Raw genomic sequence first — 15,372 nt, 5'->3', positions numbered from 1 at the left:
CTGCGCGCCGCCGGCGCCGGCGCGACGCGGCGCCCCGCGCTGCCCGCCAGCGCGAGCAGCAGCGCGACCGGGCAGGGTGCCGGGACCACCGCGTCGGCGCCGAGGTCGAGCAGCCGCACCTGCGACGGGATCGTCGTCCGCCACGTCTCGACCACGAGCCGCGCCGCGGGGTGGGCGGCGCGCAGCGCGCGCAGCTGCTCGACGTGGGCGGGCGTGCACGCGTCGGCCGCCACGTGCACCAGGTCGGGGGCCCGCGACGTCTCGACGCCGAGCGCCTGCGCGATGTCCGGCGCCCACGTCAGGTCGACGCCGCGCTCGGCGCAGTACAGCGCGAGGTCGCGCGAGCCCATCGCGTCGGGGACCACGTACAGCACCTGCACCCCCCCGCACCGCCGGCGCGCCGCCACGCGCGCCTGCAGCGACGGCTCGCGGGGAACGGGCGCGGGGGAGGCGGGGCGCGGGAGCGGGGTCACGTCGGCGTCGGCTGGTCGGGGCGGGGGAGGCGAGCCACGACGGTGCGCGGACGACGCGCGCGCGAACAGTGACGGGCGCCCGCGTTCACCGAGCGCTCACGCGGGCGGAGCCCCGCGGCGGGCGCCGCTAGCGTCCGCGCGCCGCGAGGACCAGCACCGTCGCGGAGACCGTCACCAGCACCAGCGCCACGAGCGCGACGACCTGCGCGTGCCGCGCGCGCACCGCGTCGGGGTGCACGGCGACGGACGCGGTGGGGCGCCGGTGCGGGCGGCGCGTGGCGGGGATGCCGACCGGTTGCTCGATCACGGGACCTCCGGGGACGGGGTGTGGCGGACGACGCCCGCCCCCCGCGCCGCGTCACGCCGGCGGGCCCGTCGCGTCGCCCGCTTGCCCGGATTCACGCCCCGCCCCACCGCCCGCGGCGCCGTCAGCGGACCGCGACCGGGTAGGCCGACCACGGGCACCAGCGCGCGCTGTCCGGCGCCTGCTGCCCGGTCGCCCCGCGCATGTACTGGTCGACCGCGGCCGCCGTGCGCATCGGCGCGCCGTCGCACAGCTCGATCGTCGCCTCGGCGAGCCGCACGCTCCCCGGCGTGAAGTGGAACGGGTAGCGCGGGTCGGCGCCCGCGCCGCGCACGATCCACCCCGACGGGATGTGCGGCCCGCGCCCGGTCGCCACGTACTCGCGCGCGCGTCGCGCCGACGCCGTGTCGCGCACCTCCACGACCAGCGTGTCCTGCGGGTGCGCCCGGAACGCGAAGGTGACCAGCGCCGCCGGACCGCCGCCGAGCGTCGGCGCGTCGCCCCCGTCCGAGCATCCCGCGGCCGCCACGACCGTCAGCGTGCGCAGCGCCAGCATGCGAGTCCTCGCGGTCATCGGTGCGCTCCCGTCATCGCGTGCCCAGGTCGAAGAACCGCAGCATCTCGGCGCTCGCGTCCCAGCCGGTGCGCGGCCACACGTGCGGCAGGTCGACCACGCGGCGGCGCGCCACGCGCGCGCCGCCGGCGCACCCGCCCCACGTCAGCACGTCCCCCGACGCGTCGGCGGCCGGCGCGCCGCACGACGCGGCGCGCGCCCAGAACGCCGCCGAGCCGTCGACGCCGAGCAGTCCGAACTCCCCCGCGTGCCCGTCCCACGGCTGCGACGCGTCCGCGGAGCCGAAGGCCACGAGCAGCGACAGCGGCCGCGCGGGCGCGCAGGCGGCGGCCACCGGGCGCGGCATCACCGCGCCGAGCGGGGCCGCGGCGGCCAGCCGGTCGGCGCGGCGGCAGGCGTAGGCGTGCACGAACCAGCCGCCCATCGAGAAGCCGAGCGCGTGGACGCGCGCGCGGTCCACCGGCGTGCGCCGCGCGACGTCGTCGAGCACCGCGTCGACGTACGCCACGTCGTCGACGCCGAGCGTGTCGGCGGGCGTGCACCCCGCGCACCCCATCGCCCACCCGCCGCGCGCCTCGCGCACCGCCTCGGGGTAGACGACCACGAAGCCGTCGCGCAGGGCGGCCGCGTCGAGCCCCGTGGCCTCGCGCATCTGCTCGGCGCTCCCCCCGAGCCCGTGGAAGGCCAGCACCACCGGGCGCCCGGCGGCGGGCGGCGCCACCGTGGGCGCGTTCCAGCGGTAGGCGCGCGTGCGCCCCCCGACGACCAGCGTCTCGCGCGCCCCGTCGAGCGGCACCGCGCGCGTCGCGGTCGCCCCCGCGCGCGCGGCGAGCAGCGGCGCCGCCGCGGCCACGAGGGCGCGCCGCCTCACCGGGCGCGCGGCGCGGGGACGATCCTCCGCACCCGCCCGCCGTCGTACTCCGTGATCCACAGCGTGCCGTCGGCCTCGCGCACGATGCTGTTCGGCCCCTCGAACGTCGCCTCGGCACCCGCGCCGTCGCGCGCGCCGCGCGCCCCCGTCCCCGCGACCACGTGCAGCCCGCCCGCGGGGTCGATGCGGTACACGCGCTGGTGGCCGTAGCTCGGCACGTAGAGGTTCCCCGCCCCGTCGCGCGCCAGGTACTGCAGCATCGCGCGCGGCGCGTTGGGGACGCGCGCGTGCACGCGCGCCGCGCCGTCGGGCGCCACCGCGTGCACCTCCCCCGAGCCGAAGCTGGCGACGTACAGGGTCCCCGCCGGGTCGAACACGAGCCCGATCGGCGCCGAGAAGCCGCGCGCGAACACGCGCGCCGTGCCGTCGCGCGCGACGCGGTGCACGACCGTGCCGTCGAAGTTCCCGAAGTCGGCGACGTAGAGGTCGCCCGCCGCGTCGAACGCGAGCCCGCTCGGGTGGCCGAGCCCCGACGCGACGGTGCGCCGCCCGCCCGCCGAGTCGACGCGCACGACGGTGCCGTCGCCGAAGTTCGAGACGTAGAGCGCGCCGTCGGGGCCGTAGAGCACCGCGTCGGGCGCGACGAGGCCGTCGAGGAACACCGTCGCCGCGCCGCCGCCGCGCGGCACGCGCATCACGCGCGTCCCCTTCCCGCCCGCCCAGCTGGCGACGAGCAGGTCGCCCGACGGGTGCAGCACGGCGCCATCCGGCCCCGCGAGCCGCTCGCCGGTCGGCACGGTGGTGACCACGCCGCCGGCGTCGTGCGACCTCGCCGGCGCCGGCGCGGCGGGCCGCTGCGACAGCGCGGCGCGCGGGAAGAACAGCCACGCCAGCGACGCCGAGAGCGGGAGCGCGACCTCGCCGCGCGTCGCCGCGCGGCCGAGGCGCGCCGGCCGGTGCAGCGCGAGGTCGAGGCAGACCAGCGCCGCCGCCGCGACGATCAGCGCGCGCGGCAGCGTGCCGACGACCGACGCGTGCACGAGCGCCGCCAGCGCGGCGGCGCAGAACGCCGCCCACGCCTCGCGCGGCAGCGGCCGGTCGGGCGCGGCCGGCCGCGAGCCGGCGATGCGGGCGGCGCTCCAGGACCTCGGGTATCGCACGGGCTGCGGACGTTCGGGGTGAGCGCGGGGCGCGGGCGGGGACGACTGGAAGGGACCGCGCGCGGCGCCGGCCCGTCACCCGGCGCGCCCCGCGTTCACACGACGCTCACGTCGCCGCCCTCGTCGCGCCGCGCCGGCGGCCGCTGATTGGGGACATGCGCCATCCCATCCCCTCGCTGCTGCTCGCGGCGGGCGTGCTGGCCGCCTGCGCGTCCGCGCGTCCGGGCGCCGCCGACCCCTCGCCGTACGGCGGCCCGCCCCCGGGCGCCGCGGCCGTGCGCTTCGCCCCCGACGCGATTCCCGCGGGGCGCGCGTTCTCCGCGGCGTTCACCCCAGACGGCCGCTCGGTCGTCTTCACGTACCGCGACCGCGCGAGCGGCGTGGTCGAGCTGTGGACGGCGCGCCACGACGGGACGCGCTGGACCGGCGCCGGCCCCGCGCCCTTCGCGCGCGGCTGGACCTCGGCCGACCCGTTCATCACGCGCGACGGGCGCCGCCTCTACTTCAGCTGGGAGAAGCCGAGCCCCACCGCGCCGGCCGACACCGTCGCCGACTTCGACACGTGGACGAGCGAGCGGCGCGACGACGGTACGTGGGGGGAGCCGACGCACGTCGGCGACGCGCCGCACTCGCCGCAGTCCGACATGTACCCGTCGGTCACGCGCGACGGGACGCTCTACTTCGACTCGGTGCGCCCCGGGCTCCCGGCGCGGCGCAACGTCTGGCGCGCGCGCCTCGCGGGCGGCCGCTACGGCCCCGCCGAGCCGCTCCCGCGCGCGGTGAACGACTCGGCCGGCGGCGCGTCCAACCCGTACGTCGACCCCGACGAGCGCTACATCATCTTCATGGCCGGCCGACCGGGGGGACTGGGGCGCGGCGACCTGTGGATCTCCTACCGCCGCCCCGACGGCGCGTGGGGCGCGCCGCAGAACCTCGGCCCGCGCGTCAACACCGCCGACGTCGAGTTCTGCCCGACCGTGTCGCCGGACGGGCGCTGGCTGCTGTTCAGCCGCATCCGCTACGAGGGCGACCGCCAGGTCGCCGACGACGTGTACATCGTCGGCATCGACGTCCTCCCGCCGCCGGCGCCGTGACCGCGCGCCGCGTGCTCGCCGCCGCCGCGGCGCTCGCCCTCGCGTGCGCGCGTCCCGCGCCGCAACCGTCCGTCGTCGCGCGCGACGTCGCGGTGCGCGCGGCGATGACGCTGCGCGCGGAGTCGCGCGGGAGCGGCCCGGCCGTCGTGCTCGTGCACGGCGGGCTGGTGGACGCGCGCATGTGGGACGCGCAGGTGGGCGACCTCGCGCGCGACCACCGCGTCGTGCGCTACGACCTGCGCGGCGCCGGCCGCTCGTCGCCGGCGGTCGAGGGGTGGTCGCACGTCGACGACCTGCACGCGGTGCTCGACACCCTCGGGGTCGCGCGCGCCACCCTCGTCGGCCTCTCGCTCGGCGGCGCGGTGGCGACCGAGTACGCGCTCGCGCACCCCGACCGCGTGTCCGGGCTGGTGCTCGTCGGCGCGCCGGTGCGCGGGGTGACGGTGCCACCCGCGCCGGGCCCCGACCTCCCCGCCGTCGCCCGCGCCGACTCGGCGCGCGCCGTCCGCCTGCTGCTCGACAGCGCGGGGGTGGGCGCGGCGGACCCGGCGCCGCGCCCCGCGCTGGCCGCGATGTTCGCCGCCAACCTCCGCGCCTGGTCGGCCGTGGACCCGCGCTGGACGCGGTGGCCCGAGCCCCCCGCCGGCCCGCGCCTCGGCGAGCTGCGCGTGCCGACGCTGGTCCTCGTCGGGACGCGCGACGCCGCGCGGCTGGACGCCTTCGCCGACGCGCTGGCCGAGCGCCTCCCGGGCGCCGAGCGCGACTCGCTGGTCGGCGCGCAGCACCACCCGAACGTCGAGCAGCCGGCGGCGTTCAACGCGATCGTGCGCCGCTTCCTCGCGCGCCACGGGCTGTGACGCGTCGCGTCGCTCCGGTCGCGGCGCTGGCGGCGCTCGCCGTCGCGCCGGCGCCCGCCCGCGCGCAGCCCGACCCGGCCGCCGCCGGGATCGCGCTCCGCGTCCCCGGCATGGACTCGGTGGCCGTGACGCGCGACGTGCGCTACCGCGGCGCGCTGGCGATGGACGTGTACCGCCCGCGCGACGCGGCGTCGCCGCGCCCCGCGGTGCTCCTCGTGCACGGGGGCGTCGTCCCCGGCGCCGCGCCGCCGCCGCGCACCTGGGGCGCCTTCGCGTCGTGGGCGCGCCTGCTCGCCGCGTCGGGGATGGTCGGCGTCGCGTTCGACCACCGCGGCACGGTCGCCGACAACGTCGCCGAGGCCTCCGACGACGTGCGCGCCGCGCTCGCCCACGTGCGGCGCGACGCCGCGTCGCTCGGCGTCGACCCCGAGCGGCTGTGCGTGGTGGTCTTCTCCGCGGGCGGGCCGGCGTCGGGGGCGCTGCTGCGCGAGCGGCCGGCGTGGCTGCGCTGCGTGGCGTACTTCTACCCGTACCTCGACCTGGAGCACCTGCGCGCGGCGTCGCCCTTCCGCCCCGCGCTCGGCGCCGACGCCGCCGACGCGCTGGCCGCGCACTCGCCGCGCGGCGCGCTGGCCGCCCCCGGGCGCGCGGTCCCGCCCCTGTTCGTGGCCCGCGGCGGGCGCGACGCGATCCCCGGGCTGAACGCGAGCGTCGACCGATTCGTGCGCGAGGCCCGGGTCCTCGGCGTGCCGCTGGAGCTGCACGAGCACCCGGAGGGTCCGCACGGCTTCGACGTGCGCGCGCACGACGAGCCGTCGCGGACGATCCTGCGCGCCGCCGTCGCGTTCCTCCGGCGGCACCTGGCGGACTAGGCGCCGGTCAGCGCGCCGCCCCGCGCCACGCGCCGCCGAGCGTGCGGTAGACCGCGACCAGCCGCGCCGAGGCCTCGCTCCGCCCCAGCGCGCGGCGGTCCTGGGCTTCCAGCAGCGTGCGCTCGGCGTCGAGCACCGGGAGGAAGTCCGACGCCCCCTCGGCGAAGCGCAGGCGCGCCAGCCGCGCCGCGCGCTCGCTGGCCGCGGCCGCCGAGTCGAGCAGCGCCAGCCGCTCGCGCGACTTCGCGTAGGCGACGTGCGCGGCGCGCACCTCGCCCGTGCCGCGCAGCACCGCCCCCTCGTACCGGGCGCGCGCCTCCTCCTCGACCGCCCGCGCGGCATCGACGCCCGCGCGCACGCGCCCCATGTCGAGCGCCGGCCAGCTGACCACCGGGCCGACGACGTAGCGCGGCGTCCCGGGGTCGCCGAACGTGCCGACGCCGCGCCCCGTGTAGCCGCTGGCCGCGCCGACGGCGATCCCCTCGAGCGCGGCGGCGCGCGCCGCGCCCACCAGCGCGCGGCTCGCGGCGAGGCGCCGCTCGTCGCCCTGCACGTCGGGGCGGCGGCGCACCAGCGCGTCGAGCGCGGCGTCGGCCGGCGGCGCGGCGGTCTCGGGGAAGACCAGCAGCGCGGCGGCGCCCTCGGGCGCGTCGGGGACGGACAGCTCGCCGCGGCCGCTGAGCGCGGCCATGCGGTGGCGCGTCCCCTCGACCACCGCCTCCAGCGCCGGGATCTCGGCCAGCGTCGCCGAGAGCTGCGCCCGCGCGCGCTCGGTGTCGAGCGCCGTGCCGCGCCCCCCTTCCAGCCGCGTCTCGGTCATGGCGAGCGACTGGCGCTGGTTGTCGGCGTTGCGGCGCGCGACGGCGAGCCGCTCCTGCGCGCCGCGCAGCTCGAAGTACGCCCCCGCCAGCTCCGAGGCGAGCAGTACCTGCGACGACCGCAGGTCGGCGTGCGCCGCGTCGGCGAGCGCGCCCTGCGCCTGCGCGCCGCGCCGCAGCTGGCCGAACACGTCCACCTCCCACGTCGCGCGCAGCCCGGCGTCCCACATCGCCTGCTCCGGCAGCCGGCCGACGGCGACCGGGAACGACGCGCTGGCCAGGCGCTGCCGCGTGTAGCCCGCGCTCGCCGTCACCGCGGGCGCGAGGTCGAGCAGGTTGTGCGTGCGGGCCGCCCGCGCCCCACGCACGCGCGCCACCGCGCCCTGCGCGTCGCGGCTGTCGCGCAGCGCGTCGTGCAGCAGCCCGGCCAGCGCCGGGTCGCCCAGCGACTCCCAGAAGGCCAGCGGCGACTCGGTGCCGGGGAGCGGCGCCGGCTGCGGCGCGGGCTGCTGCGCCCGCGCGGGCAGGGCGAGCGCGAGGGCCGCGGCGGCCGCGAGCAGTCGGAACGGGGGCATGGGTCGGATCCTCACGTGAGCGCCGCCTCCACCGGGGCGAGCGCGACGGGCGATGGGGCCGGCACGGGGTGCCGGTCGGCCGCGATGAGCGAGTAGAACACGGGCACCACGAACAGGGTGAAGACGGTCCCGACCACCATCCCCGCCACCAGCACCGTCCCGATGCTGTTGCGGGCCGCCGAGCCGGGGCCCGAGACGAACACCAGCGGCAGGTGGCCGAACACCGTGGCGGCCGACGTCATGAGCACCGGGCGCAGGCGCGTCGCCGACGCCTCGCGCAGCGCCTCCCACTTGGAGCGCCCCTCTTCCTGCAGCGCGTTCGCGAACTCCACGATCAGGATGCCGTTCTTCGCCACCAGCCCGACGAGCGTGATCAGCCCCACCTGCGAGTAGATGTTGACCGTCGTCAGGTCGAGGAAGCTGAAGGCGAGCGCCCCCGAGATCGCCAGCGGCACCGAGCCGAGGAGCACGATCAGCGGGTCGCGGAAGCTCTGGAACTGCGCCGCGAGCACCAGGTAGATCAGCACCAGCGCGAAGCCGAGCGTGGCGGTGAGCGCCGCCCCCTCGTGGCGGATCTGGCGCGACTCGCCGGCGTGGTCGACCGCCAGCGTGGCGCCGTGCGCCGCGGCCGCCGTCTCGAGCACGCGTAGCCCCTCCTCCTTGGTGACGCCCGGGGCGACGCCGCCGAACACGCGCACCGCGTTGCGCTGCTGGAAGCGGGTCAGCGTGCGCGGCGCGGTCGAGGTCTCGATCCGCGTGAACGCCGAGACCGGGACCAGCCGCCCGTCGGGCGTCTTGATCTTGAGGTCGAGCAGCGGGTCGATGCTGGCGCGCTGCGCCTCGCCGAGCTGCGGGATGACGCGGTAGCTGCGCTCGAAGTAGTTGAAGCGGTTCACGTAGCCGCCGCCGAGCAGCGTCCCCAGCTCCTGCCCCACGGTCGCGAGGTCGAGGCCGAGGTCGGCCACGCGCTCGCGGTCGAGCACCACGCGCGCCTCGGGGAGGTCGAGCTTCAGGTCGGTGTCGACGTAGAGGAACTTCCCGCTCTGCTGCCCCCGGTCGACCACCTGCCGCACCGTCTCGACCAGCTGCTCGGGCGGGACGTCGCTCATCAGCACCAGCTCCACGTCGTACTGCCCCGAGGTCGGGAGCGGCGGGTCGAGGCGCGGGAAGACGCGCAGCCCCGGCACCTGCGACACGGCGCCGTACACCGCGCCGTACATCTCCTCGGTCGAGCGGTCGCGCGTCTTCCAGTCCTTCGCCACCAGCCCGCCGAAGGCGCCCCACTGCGCGGTCAGCGACCACATGAAGCGCGTCTCGGGGAAGCCGTTGATCGCGCGCACCACGTCGTGCGACGCGGCGTCGGCGGCCGCCAGCGAGGCGTCGGGCGGCGCCTCCATGAAGAGGCTGATGTGGCTCTGGTCCTCGATCGGGGCCAGCTCCTTCCGCGACAGCTCGTACATCGGCCACGCCGCCAGCGCCACCGCCGCCGCCGCGGCCACCACCGCCCAGCGGATCGCCAGCGCGCCGTCGAGCAGCCGCGCGTACGCGTCGCGCACGCGGTCGAACAGGCGGTTCACGACGCGGGTGAGGCGCCCCTCGTGCCCGTGCTCGTGCACGAAGCGCGCGCTCATCACCGGCGACAGCGTCACCGCCACGATCCCCGACAGCACCACCGCCGCCGCGAGGGTGATCGCGAACTCCAGGAACAGCGACCCGGTGAGCCCGCCCTGGAAGCCGATCGGCGTGTAGACGGCGGCCAGCGTGATCGTCATGGCGAGGATCGGCCCCACCAGCTCGCGCGCGCCGACCAGCGCCGCCTCCGTGCGCGACTTCCCGAGCCGCACGTGCCGCTCGACGTTCTCCACCACCACGATCGCGTCGTCCACCACCAGCCCGACGGCCAGCACCACGGCGAGGATCGTCAGCAGGTTGAGGCTGAAGCCGAACAGGTACATCACCGCCGCCGCGCCGACGAGCGACACCGGCATCGCCACCAGCGGCACCAGCGCGGTGCGGATCGACCCCATGAACAGGAAGACGATGAAGCCGACGATGAGCACCGTCTCGACCAGCGTCTTCGAGATCTCCTCGAGCGCGTCCTCCATGAACACGGTCGCGTCGTAGGCGAGCTGCATGTCGATGTCCGCCGGCAGCGTGGGCTGGATCCGGTCCATCGCCTCGCGCAGCCGGTGCGCGACCTCGATCTCGTTGACGCCGATCACCGGCCAGACGCCCAGGTACACGGCGTCGCGGCTGTTGAACTTGGCCACCATGTCCGGCTCCTCGGCGCCCAGCTCCACGCGCGCGACGTCGCTCAGCCGGACCGCCGCGCCGCCGCGCTGCGCCACCACGAGCTCCTCGAACTCCTGCACCGTGCGCAGGTCGGTGTTGGCCAGCAGGTTCACCTGGACCAGGTTCCCCTTGGTCTGCCCCACCGCGGCGAGGTAGTTGTTGCGCCGCAGCGCCGCCTGCACGTCGCCGGGGGCGAGGTTCACCGCCGCCAGCCGGTCGGGGTCGATCCAGACGCGCATCGCGATCGGGCGCGCCCCCTCGAACGTCACGCGCTGCACACCGGGGAGCGTCGAGAGCTGCGGCTGCAGGGTGCGCGTGAGCCAGTCGGTGATCGCGGGCACGTCGCGCTGCGACGACGAGAAGCTGAGGTAGAACGTGCCGTACGGGCGGTCGGCGCGCTGCACCTCGACCGTCGGCGGCTCGGCCTCGCCGGGCAGCTCCGAGCGCACCTGCTGCAGCCGCGCCGTCACCTCGGCCAGCGCGGCGGTGCTGTTGTGGTTCAGCTTGAGGTGGATCTTGACGTCGCTCACCCCGGCGCGGCTGGTCGACTCGATGTGGTCGACCCCCGCGATCGCCGAGACGGCGCGCTCGATCGGCGTGGTGAGGAAGCCGCGGACCGTCTCCGCGCTGGCGCCGTAGTAGACGGTGCGGATCTGCACCGCCGTGCTCTCGATCTTGGGGTACTGCTGCACCGGCAGCGTCGAGATCGCGCGCCACCCCATGAGCACGATCACGAGGTTGACGACGACCGCGAGGACCGGGTGCTTGATGAAGACGTCCGTGAAGGACTTCACGTCGCCCCCCGGCTCAGCGCGTGGTGACGTTCGTGGCCGCGCGCGTCGCCGCGCGGGTCACGACGCGCGCCGCGTCGTGCAGCTTGAACGACCCCGCGGCGGCCACCCGCTCCCCCGGGCGCAGCCCGTCGACGATCACCACCTCGTCGCCCACCAGCGGGCCGGCGCGCACGGCGCGCAGCCGCGCGCGCGGCACCCCGGCGCTGTCGGGGGCGATCACGAAGACGTGCTCCCCGGCCGGCCCCTTGCGCAGCGCGCTGGCCGGCACGGCGACGGCGTCGCGGGTCTCGCCCACCGGGGTCTCGACGCGCACCGAGGCGCCGGGCGCGGGCGCGCGGTCGGCGTCGGCGACGCGGGCGCGCACGGCGGCGGTGCGCGTCTCGGGGTCCACTCGCGCGTCGACGGCGACCACCCGCGCGACCACGGGGACGGTGCCCGGCGCGGCGAGCACCCGGAGCGCCTGCCCCGGGCGCAGCGCGGCGGCCACGGCCTGGTTGACCGAGAAGTCGACGTGCGCCGCCCCGTCGATCCCCTGCAGCGTCGTGAGCACGGTGCCGGCGTCGAGGAACTGCCCGACGTGCACGTCGGCGATCCCGACGCGGGCGCGGAAGGGGGCGCGGATCGTCTTGCGCGCGATCAGCGCCTCGATGCGGGCGATCTGCGCCAGCGCCACCTGCTGCTCGGCGCGCGCCTGGTCGAGCTCCGTCGTCGAGGCGGCGCGCTCGGCGGCCATGCGCTCGGTGCGCGCGAGCAGCGTCTGGGCGAGGCGGGCCTGCGCGCGCTGCGCCTCGAGCTCCGCGCGCTCGACCGAGACGTCGAGGGCCACGAGCACCGTCCCCGGCTCGACGATCTGGCCGGGGCGGAGCGCGACGGCGCGCACGGTCCCCGGCAGCTCGTTGCGGAGGGTGACGGAGCGGGTGGCGAGCACGGTGCCGATCGCGCTCGTGGTCGCGCGGTGCTCGCGGGGGGCGGCGGTGGCGGCGACGACGGTCTCGACGGGCTCCGGGGGGGCGCCGGCGGCGGCCTCGCCGGCGGCGGCGTTCTTCCAGGCGGCCAGCACCCCGCCGGTGCCGACGACGGTGCCGAGGAGGGCGACGGAGCCGACGAGGCGGCGGCGGGCGGCGGGGCGATCGGGAGCGGAGGACACGGCGGGGCCTCGATGCGGCGGGAGTGAGTAAACAGTTGGACAACCGTCGAACTGTATGCTGCTATGTTGCACGGTCTTACAACCGTCGAACTGTTGGAGCGAGAAGAGGAGCCGCCTACCCCGGACGCGCCACCCGCCGCACGAGCTCGGCGGCGTACGCCTCCACCACGTCCGCGCGCAGCCGGTAGTTCACGTACTGCCCCTCCCGCACCTGCTCCACCAGCCCGGCGGTCGCCAGCTCCTTCAGGTGGTGCGAGATGGTCGCCTTCGACACCGGGAAGTCGCGGCACAGCGCCTGGTTGGCGCACTCGTCGCACGCCTGCCCGATGCTCGACAGCATCGCGAAGCGCCGCGGGTCGGCCAGCGCCTTGGCGATCCGCTCGAACTGGCCGGGGGCGAGTGTCGTCTGCTGCTCGACGTCCATGGTTCGATGATTATCGAACTATCCCGCGGCCGTCAAGGGTCGATCACGGACGCAGCTGGTACCCGACCTTCCGCACCCCGATCAGGTGCGCCGGGCGCGACGGGTCGTCCTCCAGCTTCCGGCGCAGCTCCGCCATGTGCGTGTCCACCGTCCGGCTCAGCACGTCCCCGCGGTACCCCCACACCTCGCGCAGCAGCGCGTGGCGCGAGATCGTCTCGCCCGGCCGCCCCACCAGCGCGAACAGCAGCTCGAGCGCCTTCGGCCGCAGCTCCACCGCCCGCCCGCGCAGCAGCACGAGGTGCCGCTTCGGGTACACCTCGACGTCGCCGAAGCGCACGTAGTCGGGCTGCGCCGGCTCCGGCGCGCGCGCCCGCTCGCTCCGCCGCAGCAGCGCGCCGATGCGCGCCAGCAGCTCCTGCAGCCCGAACGGCTTGGTGACGTAGTCGTCGGCGCCGAGCCGGAAGCCGCGCACCTTGTCCTGCTCCTCCTGCCGCGCGGTGAGCAGCAGCACCGGCGCGTCGATCCCCTCGTCGCGCAGCCCCGCCAGCACGCCGTAGCCGTCGATCCCCGGCAGCATCAGGTCGAGCAGCACGAGGTCGGGGCGCTCGCGCCGCGCCGCCACCAGCCCCTGCGCGCCGTCGGCGGCCACCGACACCGCGTACCCCTCGATCTCGAGGTTGCGGCGCAGCCCGCGCGCGAGGTTGGCGTTGTCCTCGACCAGCAGGATGCGCGTCTCGCGCGCGACGGGACGTTCGACGGGACGGGCGGCGGCGGTCATCCGGCTCGCTCCTGCAGCGACGGGGTGGAGGTCACGACGCGCAGCGGACGCGCGGGCGGGCGCGCCGGCGCGGCGCCCCAGTCGTGCACGGCGAGCGTCACGGCGAAGCGGGCGCCGCCCCCCGGCGCGTCGCCGACCGCGACGTCGCCGCCGTGCAGCGCCACCAGCTCGCGCACCACCGCGAGCCCGATCCCGCTCCCCGGCACGCCCCCGCGCAGCGCCTCGGCGCGGCGCACGAACGGCGCCCAGATGCGCGCGCGGTCGGCCGCCGGCACCCCCGGCCCCTCGTCCTCCACCGCCACCACGACGCGGTCGCGCGCGGGGTCGGCGTACGCCACGGCGACGGTCAGGCACTGCCCCGGCGGGCCGTACTTGCGCGCGTTGTCGAGGAGGTTGAGCAGCACCTGCCGGTACGCGTTGCGGTCCACCAGCACGCGCACGCCGTCGTCCACGTCGAGCCGGCACTGCAGCCGCGCGTCGCCGAGCAGGGGGCGGAAGGCGTCGACGACGTCGCGCGTCGCCGGGCCGACCGGGAGCGGCTCGGGCGACACGCACAGCATCCGCCGCTCCGAGCGCGCGAAGTGGAGCACGTTCTCCACCATGTGCATCAGCCGCTGCGACTCCTGCACGATCACCTCGGCGGCGTCGCGGCGCTCCTCCTCCGACCGCACGCGGTTGAGGCTCAGCGTCTCGCCGAACAGGAGGATCTGCGCCAGCGGCGTGCGCAGCTCGTGCGACACGCTGGCGGTGAAGTCGGTGCGCAGCCGCGCCAGCTCGCGCTCGCGCCGGTACTGCAGCAGCGCGACGCCCATCAGCACCGCCGCCGCCGCGGCCGCGGCCACCAGCAGCCGCCCGCGCGCCGCCGGCAGCCGCTGCGCCACCACGCGCGCCGCCGCCGCGCCCGGGAGCAGCGCGTGCACGCGCAGCTGCTGGAACACCGCGCTGGTCATCGCCGTCCCCACCACCGCGCCGGCGCCGGCGTCCCCGGTCTCGTAGACGACCGTGCCGTCGGCGGTCGCCAGCCGCACCTCGACCAGCCGCTCCAGCGCGCCGCCGGCCGGGTGCCGCGCCCCCGGGTACGTGCGCACCTTCTCCATCAGGCGCGCGCCGCCGGTGCCGAAGAAGGTCGGCGCGTCGCTGTACAGCCCGACCACGTGCGTGCGCCCGTCGCGCACCACGCGCCGGTACATCAGCACGTGCTGCCGCCCCCCCGGCGCCAGCCGCTCGCTCATCGACTCGAACGGCGACACCGGGTCGGCCGGGCGCGCGGCGGCGCGCGCCAGCAGCGCCGGCAGCTCGGCGTCCGACGGGCGCGCCGCCGACGGGCGGCGCACGACCACCGCCGGCCGCTCCCCCGGCGCCCCGGCCACGTACAGGATCGCCGGGTCGTCGCCCAGGCACGCGCACGCGTCGAGCGCCGCGGCGGCGTCGGCCAGCGTCCGCGCCATCCCCGCCGCGTCCAGCGGCCCGCCGCCGTCGAGCGCCCCGCGCGCGTTCCCGAAGAGCCCCGAGAGCCGCTCGTACAGCACGGCCACCAGCGAACCGCTGAGCCGCGACGCCACGAGGGTCGTCTCGTCGTGGAGGGCGCGCACCGCCAGCGCGCGCTGCGCGACGGTGGCGCGCCACCCCTCCGCCGCCAGCCCGAGCACGAGCAGCATGGTGAGCGACAGGATCGCCCCCACCGAGAGCCGGGGCCGGGCGGCCCACGCGCGCACCCGCGCCCACGGGGCGGCCCGCCGCCCGTCGCGCATCTTCCGTCTCGTCATGGCCGGCGTCATCGCGGGATGATCGCCCGCCCGGGCGCGGCGGCGAGGGCGGGGCGGGCCGTCTCACCAGACTCTCACATCCCCGCGCGCGCCGCCCGCCCCCGCGGCCCGGGCGTTCGTCCCGCGCCGCGCAGCGTTCACCACACGCTGACCGCCCCGGGCCGGCGCGCGGCGCCATCATGCGGCATGCCCCGACTCCCCCGCCTCGCCCTGGCCGCCGCCCTCGCGGCCACGGTCCCCGCCGGCGCCGCGCGCGCGCAGGCCCCCGCCGACACGATCGACTACGGCCGCCTGTTCGCCCCCGACCGGGCGGTCGACCGCGCGTGGACGCCGGCGGTCTACCTCGCGGCCGCGCAGCGGCTGATCGGCGGGCCGGACGCCGCGCCGGCCAACCTCTGGCACCTGGCGCGCGCCCACGCACGCGGCGGCGACCACGCCGCGGCCTGCGCGGCGCTCGTCCGCGGGGTCGGATCGTACAAGGAGGCGGCCGAGCGCGCGGGCGGGGGCGTCTCCGTCGCGTTCATCCGCAAGTGGGCGCGGGTCCACGACCTCCCGCAGGCGATCCGCAGACAG

13 protein-coding genes and 2 pseudogenes are annotated in these 15,372 nt (G+C 77.6%); 4 read left to right on the top strand and 11 right to left on the bottom strand.

The window, feature by feature from the left end:
• From PYV61_RS09545 to PYV61_RS09525, 5 genes and pseudogenes are all read right to left on the bottom strand, one after another.
• Nucleotides 1-473: pseudogene (locus PYV61_RS09545) on the bottom strand (hypothetical protein); the annotation flags it as partial.
• Between the two features lie 127 nt (nt 474-600).
• Nucleotides 601-780 (bottom strand): hypothetical protein, encoded by a 180-nt coding sequence (locus PYV61_RS09540; protein WP_275830749.1) that lies wholly within the window; start codon nt 778-780, stop codon nt 601-603.
• 121 nt (nt 781-901) lie between these two features.
• Entirely contained in the window at nt 902-1,351 is a 450-nt protein-coding gene (locus tag PYV61_RS09535; RefSeq protein ID WP_275830747.1) for a hypothetical protein, read from the bottom strand.
• Nucleotides 1,352-1,364: 13 nt separating this feature from the next.
• Nucleotides 1,365-2,222, bottom strand: coding sequence for an alpha/beta fold hydrolase (locus PYV61_RS09530; protein ID WP_275830745.1), 858 nt, complete (start codon nt 2,220-2,222; stop codon nt 1,365-1,367).
• Nucleotides 2,219-3,382, bottom strand: coding sequence for an SMP-30/gluconolactonase/LRE family protein (locus PYV61_RS09525; protein WP_275830743.1), 1,164 nt, complete (start codon nt 3,380-3,382; stop codon nt 2,219-2,221). Before PYV61_RS09525 ends, PYV61_RS09530 begins: the two co-directional genes overlap by 4 nt.
• A gap of 155 nt (nt 3,383-3,537) precedes the next feature.
• On the opposite strand from PYV61_RS09525, the gene PYV61_RS09520 reads away from it, so the two are divergent.
• From PYV61_RS09520 to PYV61_RS09510, 3 genes are read left to right on the top strand one after another with little or no spacing between them, the layout of a single operon-like run.
• Nucleotides 3,538-4,476 (top strand): hypothetical protein, encoded by a 939-nt coding sequence (locus PYV61_RS09520; RefSeq protein ID WP_275830741.1) that lies wholly within the window; start codon nt 3,538-3,540, stop codon nt 4,474-4,476.
• Nucleotides 4,473-5,333 carry an alpha/beta fold hydrolase gene (locus PYV61_RS09515; protein ID WP_275830739.1) on the top strand — a complete coding sequence of 287 codons (861 nt, stop codon included), beginning with the start codon at nt 4,473-4,475 and terminating at the stop codon, nt 5,331-5,333. The genes PYV61_RS09520 and PYV61_RS09515 overlap by 4 nt, the downstream gene beginning before the upstream one ends.
• A complete protein-coding gene (locus tag PYV61_RS09510) occupies nt 5,330-6,205 on the top strand; it encodes an alpha/beta hydrolase (protein ID WP_275830737.1) in 876 nt (291 codons plus the stop codon). Before PYV61_RS09515 ends, PYV61_RS09510 begins: the two co-directional genes overlap by 4 nt.
• A 7-nt stretch (nt 6,206-6,212) precedes the next feature.
• Here the strand turns inward: PYV61_RS09510 and PYV61_RS09505 are convergent, their stop codons facing one another.
• The 6 genes from PYV61_RS09505 to PYV61_RS09480 all read right to left on the bottom strand — a co-directional run bounded on the left by PYV61_RS09505 (nt 6,213) and on the right by PYV61_RS09480 (nt 14,799).
• Entirely contained in the window at nt 6,213-7,598 is a 1,386-nt protein-coding gene (locus PYV61_RS09505; protein ID WP_275830735.1) for a TolC family protein, read from the bottom strand.
• 11 nt (nt 7,599-7,609) lie between these two features.
• Nucleotides 7,610-10,684: an efflux RND transporter permease subunit gene (locus tag PYV61_RS09500; protein ID WP_275830733.1), complete on the bottom strand. Its 3,075-nt coding sequence runs from the start codon at nt 10,682-10,684 to the stop codon at nt 7,610-7,612.
• Nucleotides 10,685-10,697: 13 nt separating this feature from the next.
• A complete protein-coding gene (locus PYV61_RS09495; protein ID WP_275830731.1) occupies nt 10,698-11,831 on the bottom strand; it encodes an efflux RND transporter periplasmic adaptor subunit in 1,134 nt (377 codons plus the stop codon).
• A 115-nt stretch (nt 11,832-11,946) separates the two neighbouring features.
• Nucleotides 11,947-12,255, bottom strand: a complete 309-nt coding sequence (locus PYV61_RS09490) for a metalloregulator ArsR/SmtB family transcription factor (RefSeq protein WP_275830729.1) — start codon at nt 12,253-12,255, stop codon at nt 11,947-11,949.
• Nucleotides 12,256-12,298: 43 nt separating this feature from the next.
• Nucleotides 12,299-13,033, bottom strand: a complete 735-nt coding sequence (locus PYV61_RS09485) for a response regulator transcription factor (RefSeq protein WP_275830727.1) — start codon at nt 13,031-13,033, stop codon at nt 12,299-12,301.
• Nucleotides 13,030-14,799, bottom strand: a complete 1,770-nt coding sequence (locus PYV61_RS09480) for a HAMP domain-containing sensor histidine kinase (RefSeq protein WP_275830724.1) — start codon at nt 14,797-14,799, stop codon at nt 13,030-13,032. The genes PYV61_RS09485 and PYV61_RS09480 overlap by 4 nt, the downstream gene beginning before the upstream one ends.
• 186 nt (nt 14,800-14,985) lie before the next feature.
• On the opposite strand from PYV61_RS09480, the pseudogene PYV61_RS09475 reads away from it, so the two are divergent.
• A pseudogene (locus tag PYV61_RS09475) lies at nt 14,986-15,372 on the top strand (hypothetical protein); the annotation flags it as partial.

The organism is Roseisolibacter sp. H3M3-2, from assembly GCF_029211165.1.
Lineage (GTDB): Bacteria > Gemmatimonadota > Gemmatimonadetes > Gemmatimonadales > Gemmatimonadaceae > Roseisolibacter.
The sequence above is the reverse complement of the archived record's forward strand: the minus strand, read 5'-3'. Positions and strand labels throughout refer to the sequence as shown.

Bases quoted from the DNA above. Each gene is read 5' to 3' on its own strand.
- PYV61_RS09535 (WP_275830747.1), bottom strand. From the start codon at position 1,351: ATGACCGCGAGGACTCGCATGCTGGCGCTGCGCACGCTGACGGTCGTG.
- PYV61_RS09520 (WP_275830741.1), top strand. From the start codon at position 3,538: ATGCGCCATCCCATCCCCTCGCTGCTGCTCGCGGCGGGCGTGCTGGCC.
- PYV61_RS09505 (WP_275830735.1), bottom strand. From the start codon at position 7,598: ATGCCCCCGTTCCGACTGCTCGCGGCCGCCGCGGCCCTCGCGCTCGCC.
- PYV61_RS09490 (WP_275830729.1), bottom strand. From the start codon at position 12,255: ATGGACGTCGAGCAGCAGACGACACTCGCCCCCGGCCAGTTCGAGCGG.
- PYV61_RS09485 (WP_275830727.1), bottom strand. From the start codon at position 13,033: ATGACCGCCGCCGCCCGTCCCGTCGAACGTCCCGTCGCGCGCGAGACG.
- PYV61_RS09480 (WP_275830724.1), bottom strand. From the start codon at position 14,799: ATGACGAGACGGAAGATGCGCGACGGGCGGCGGGCCGCCCCGTGGGCG.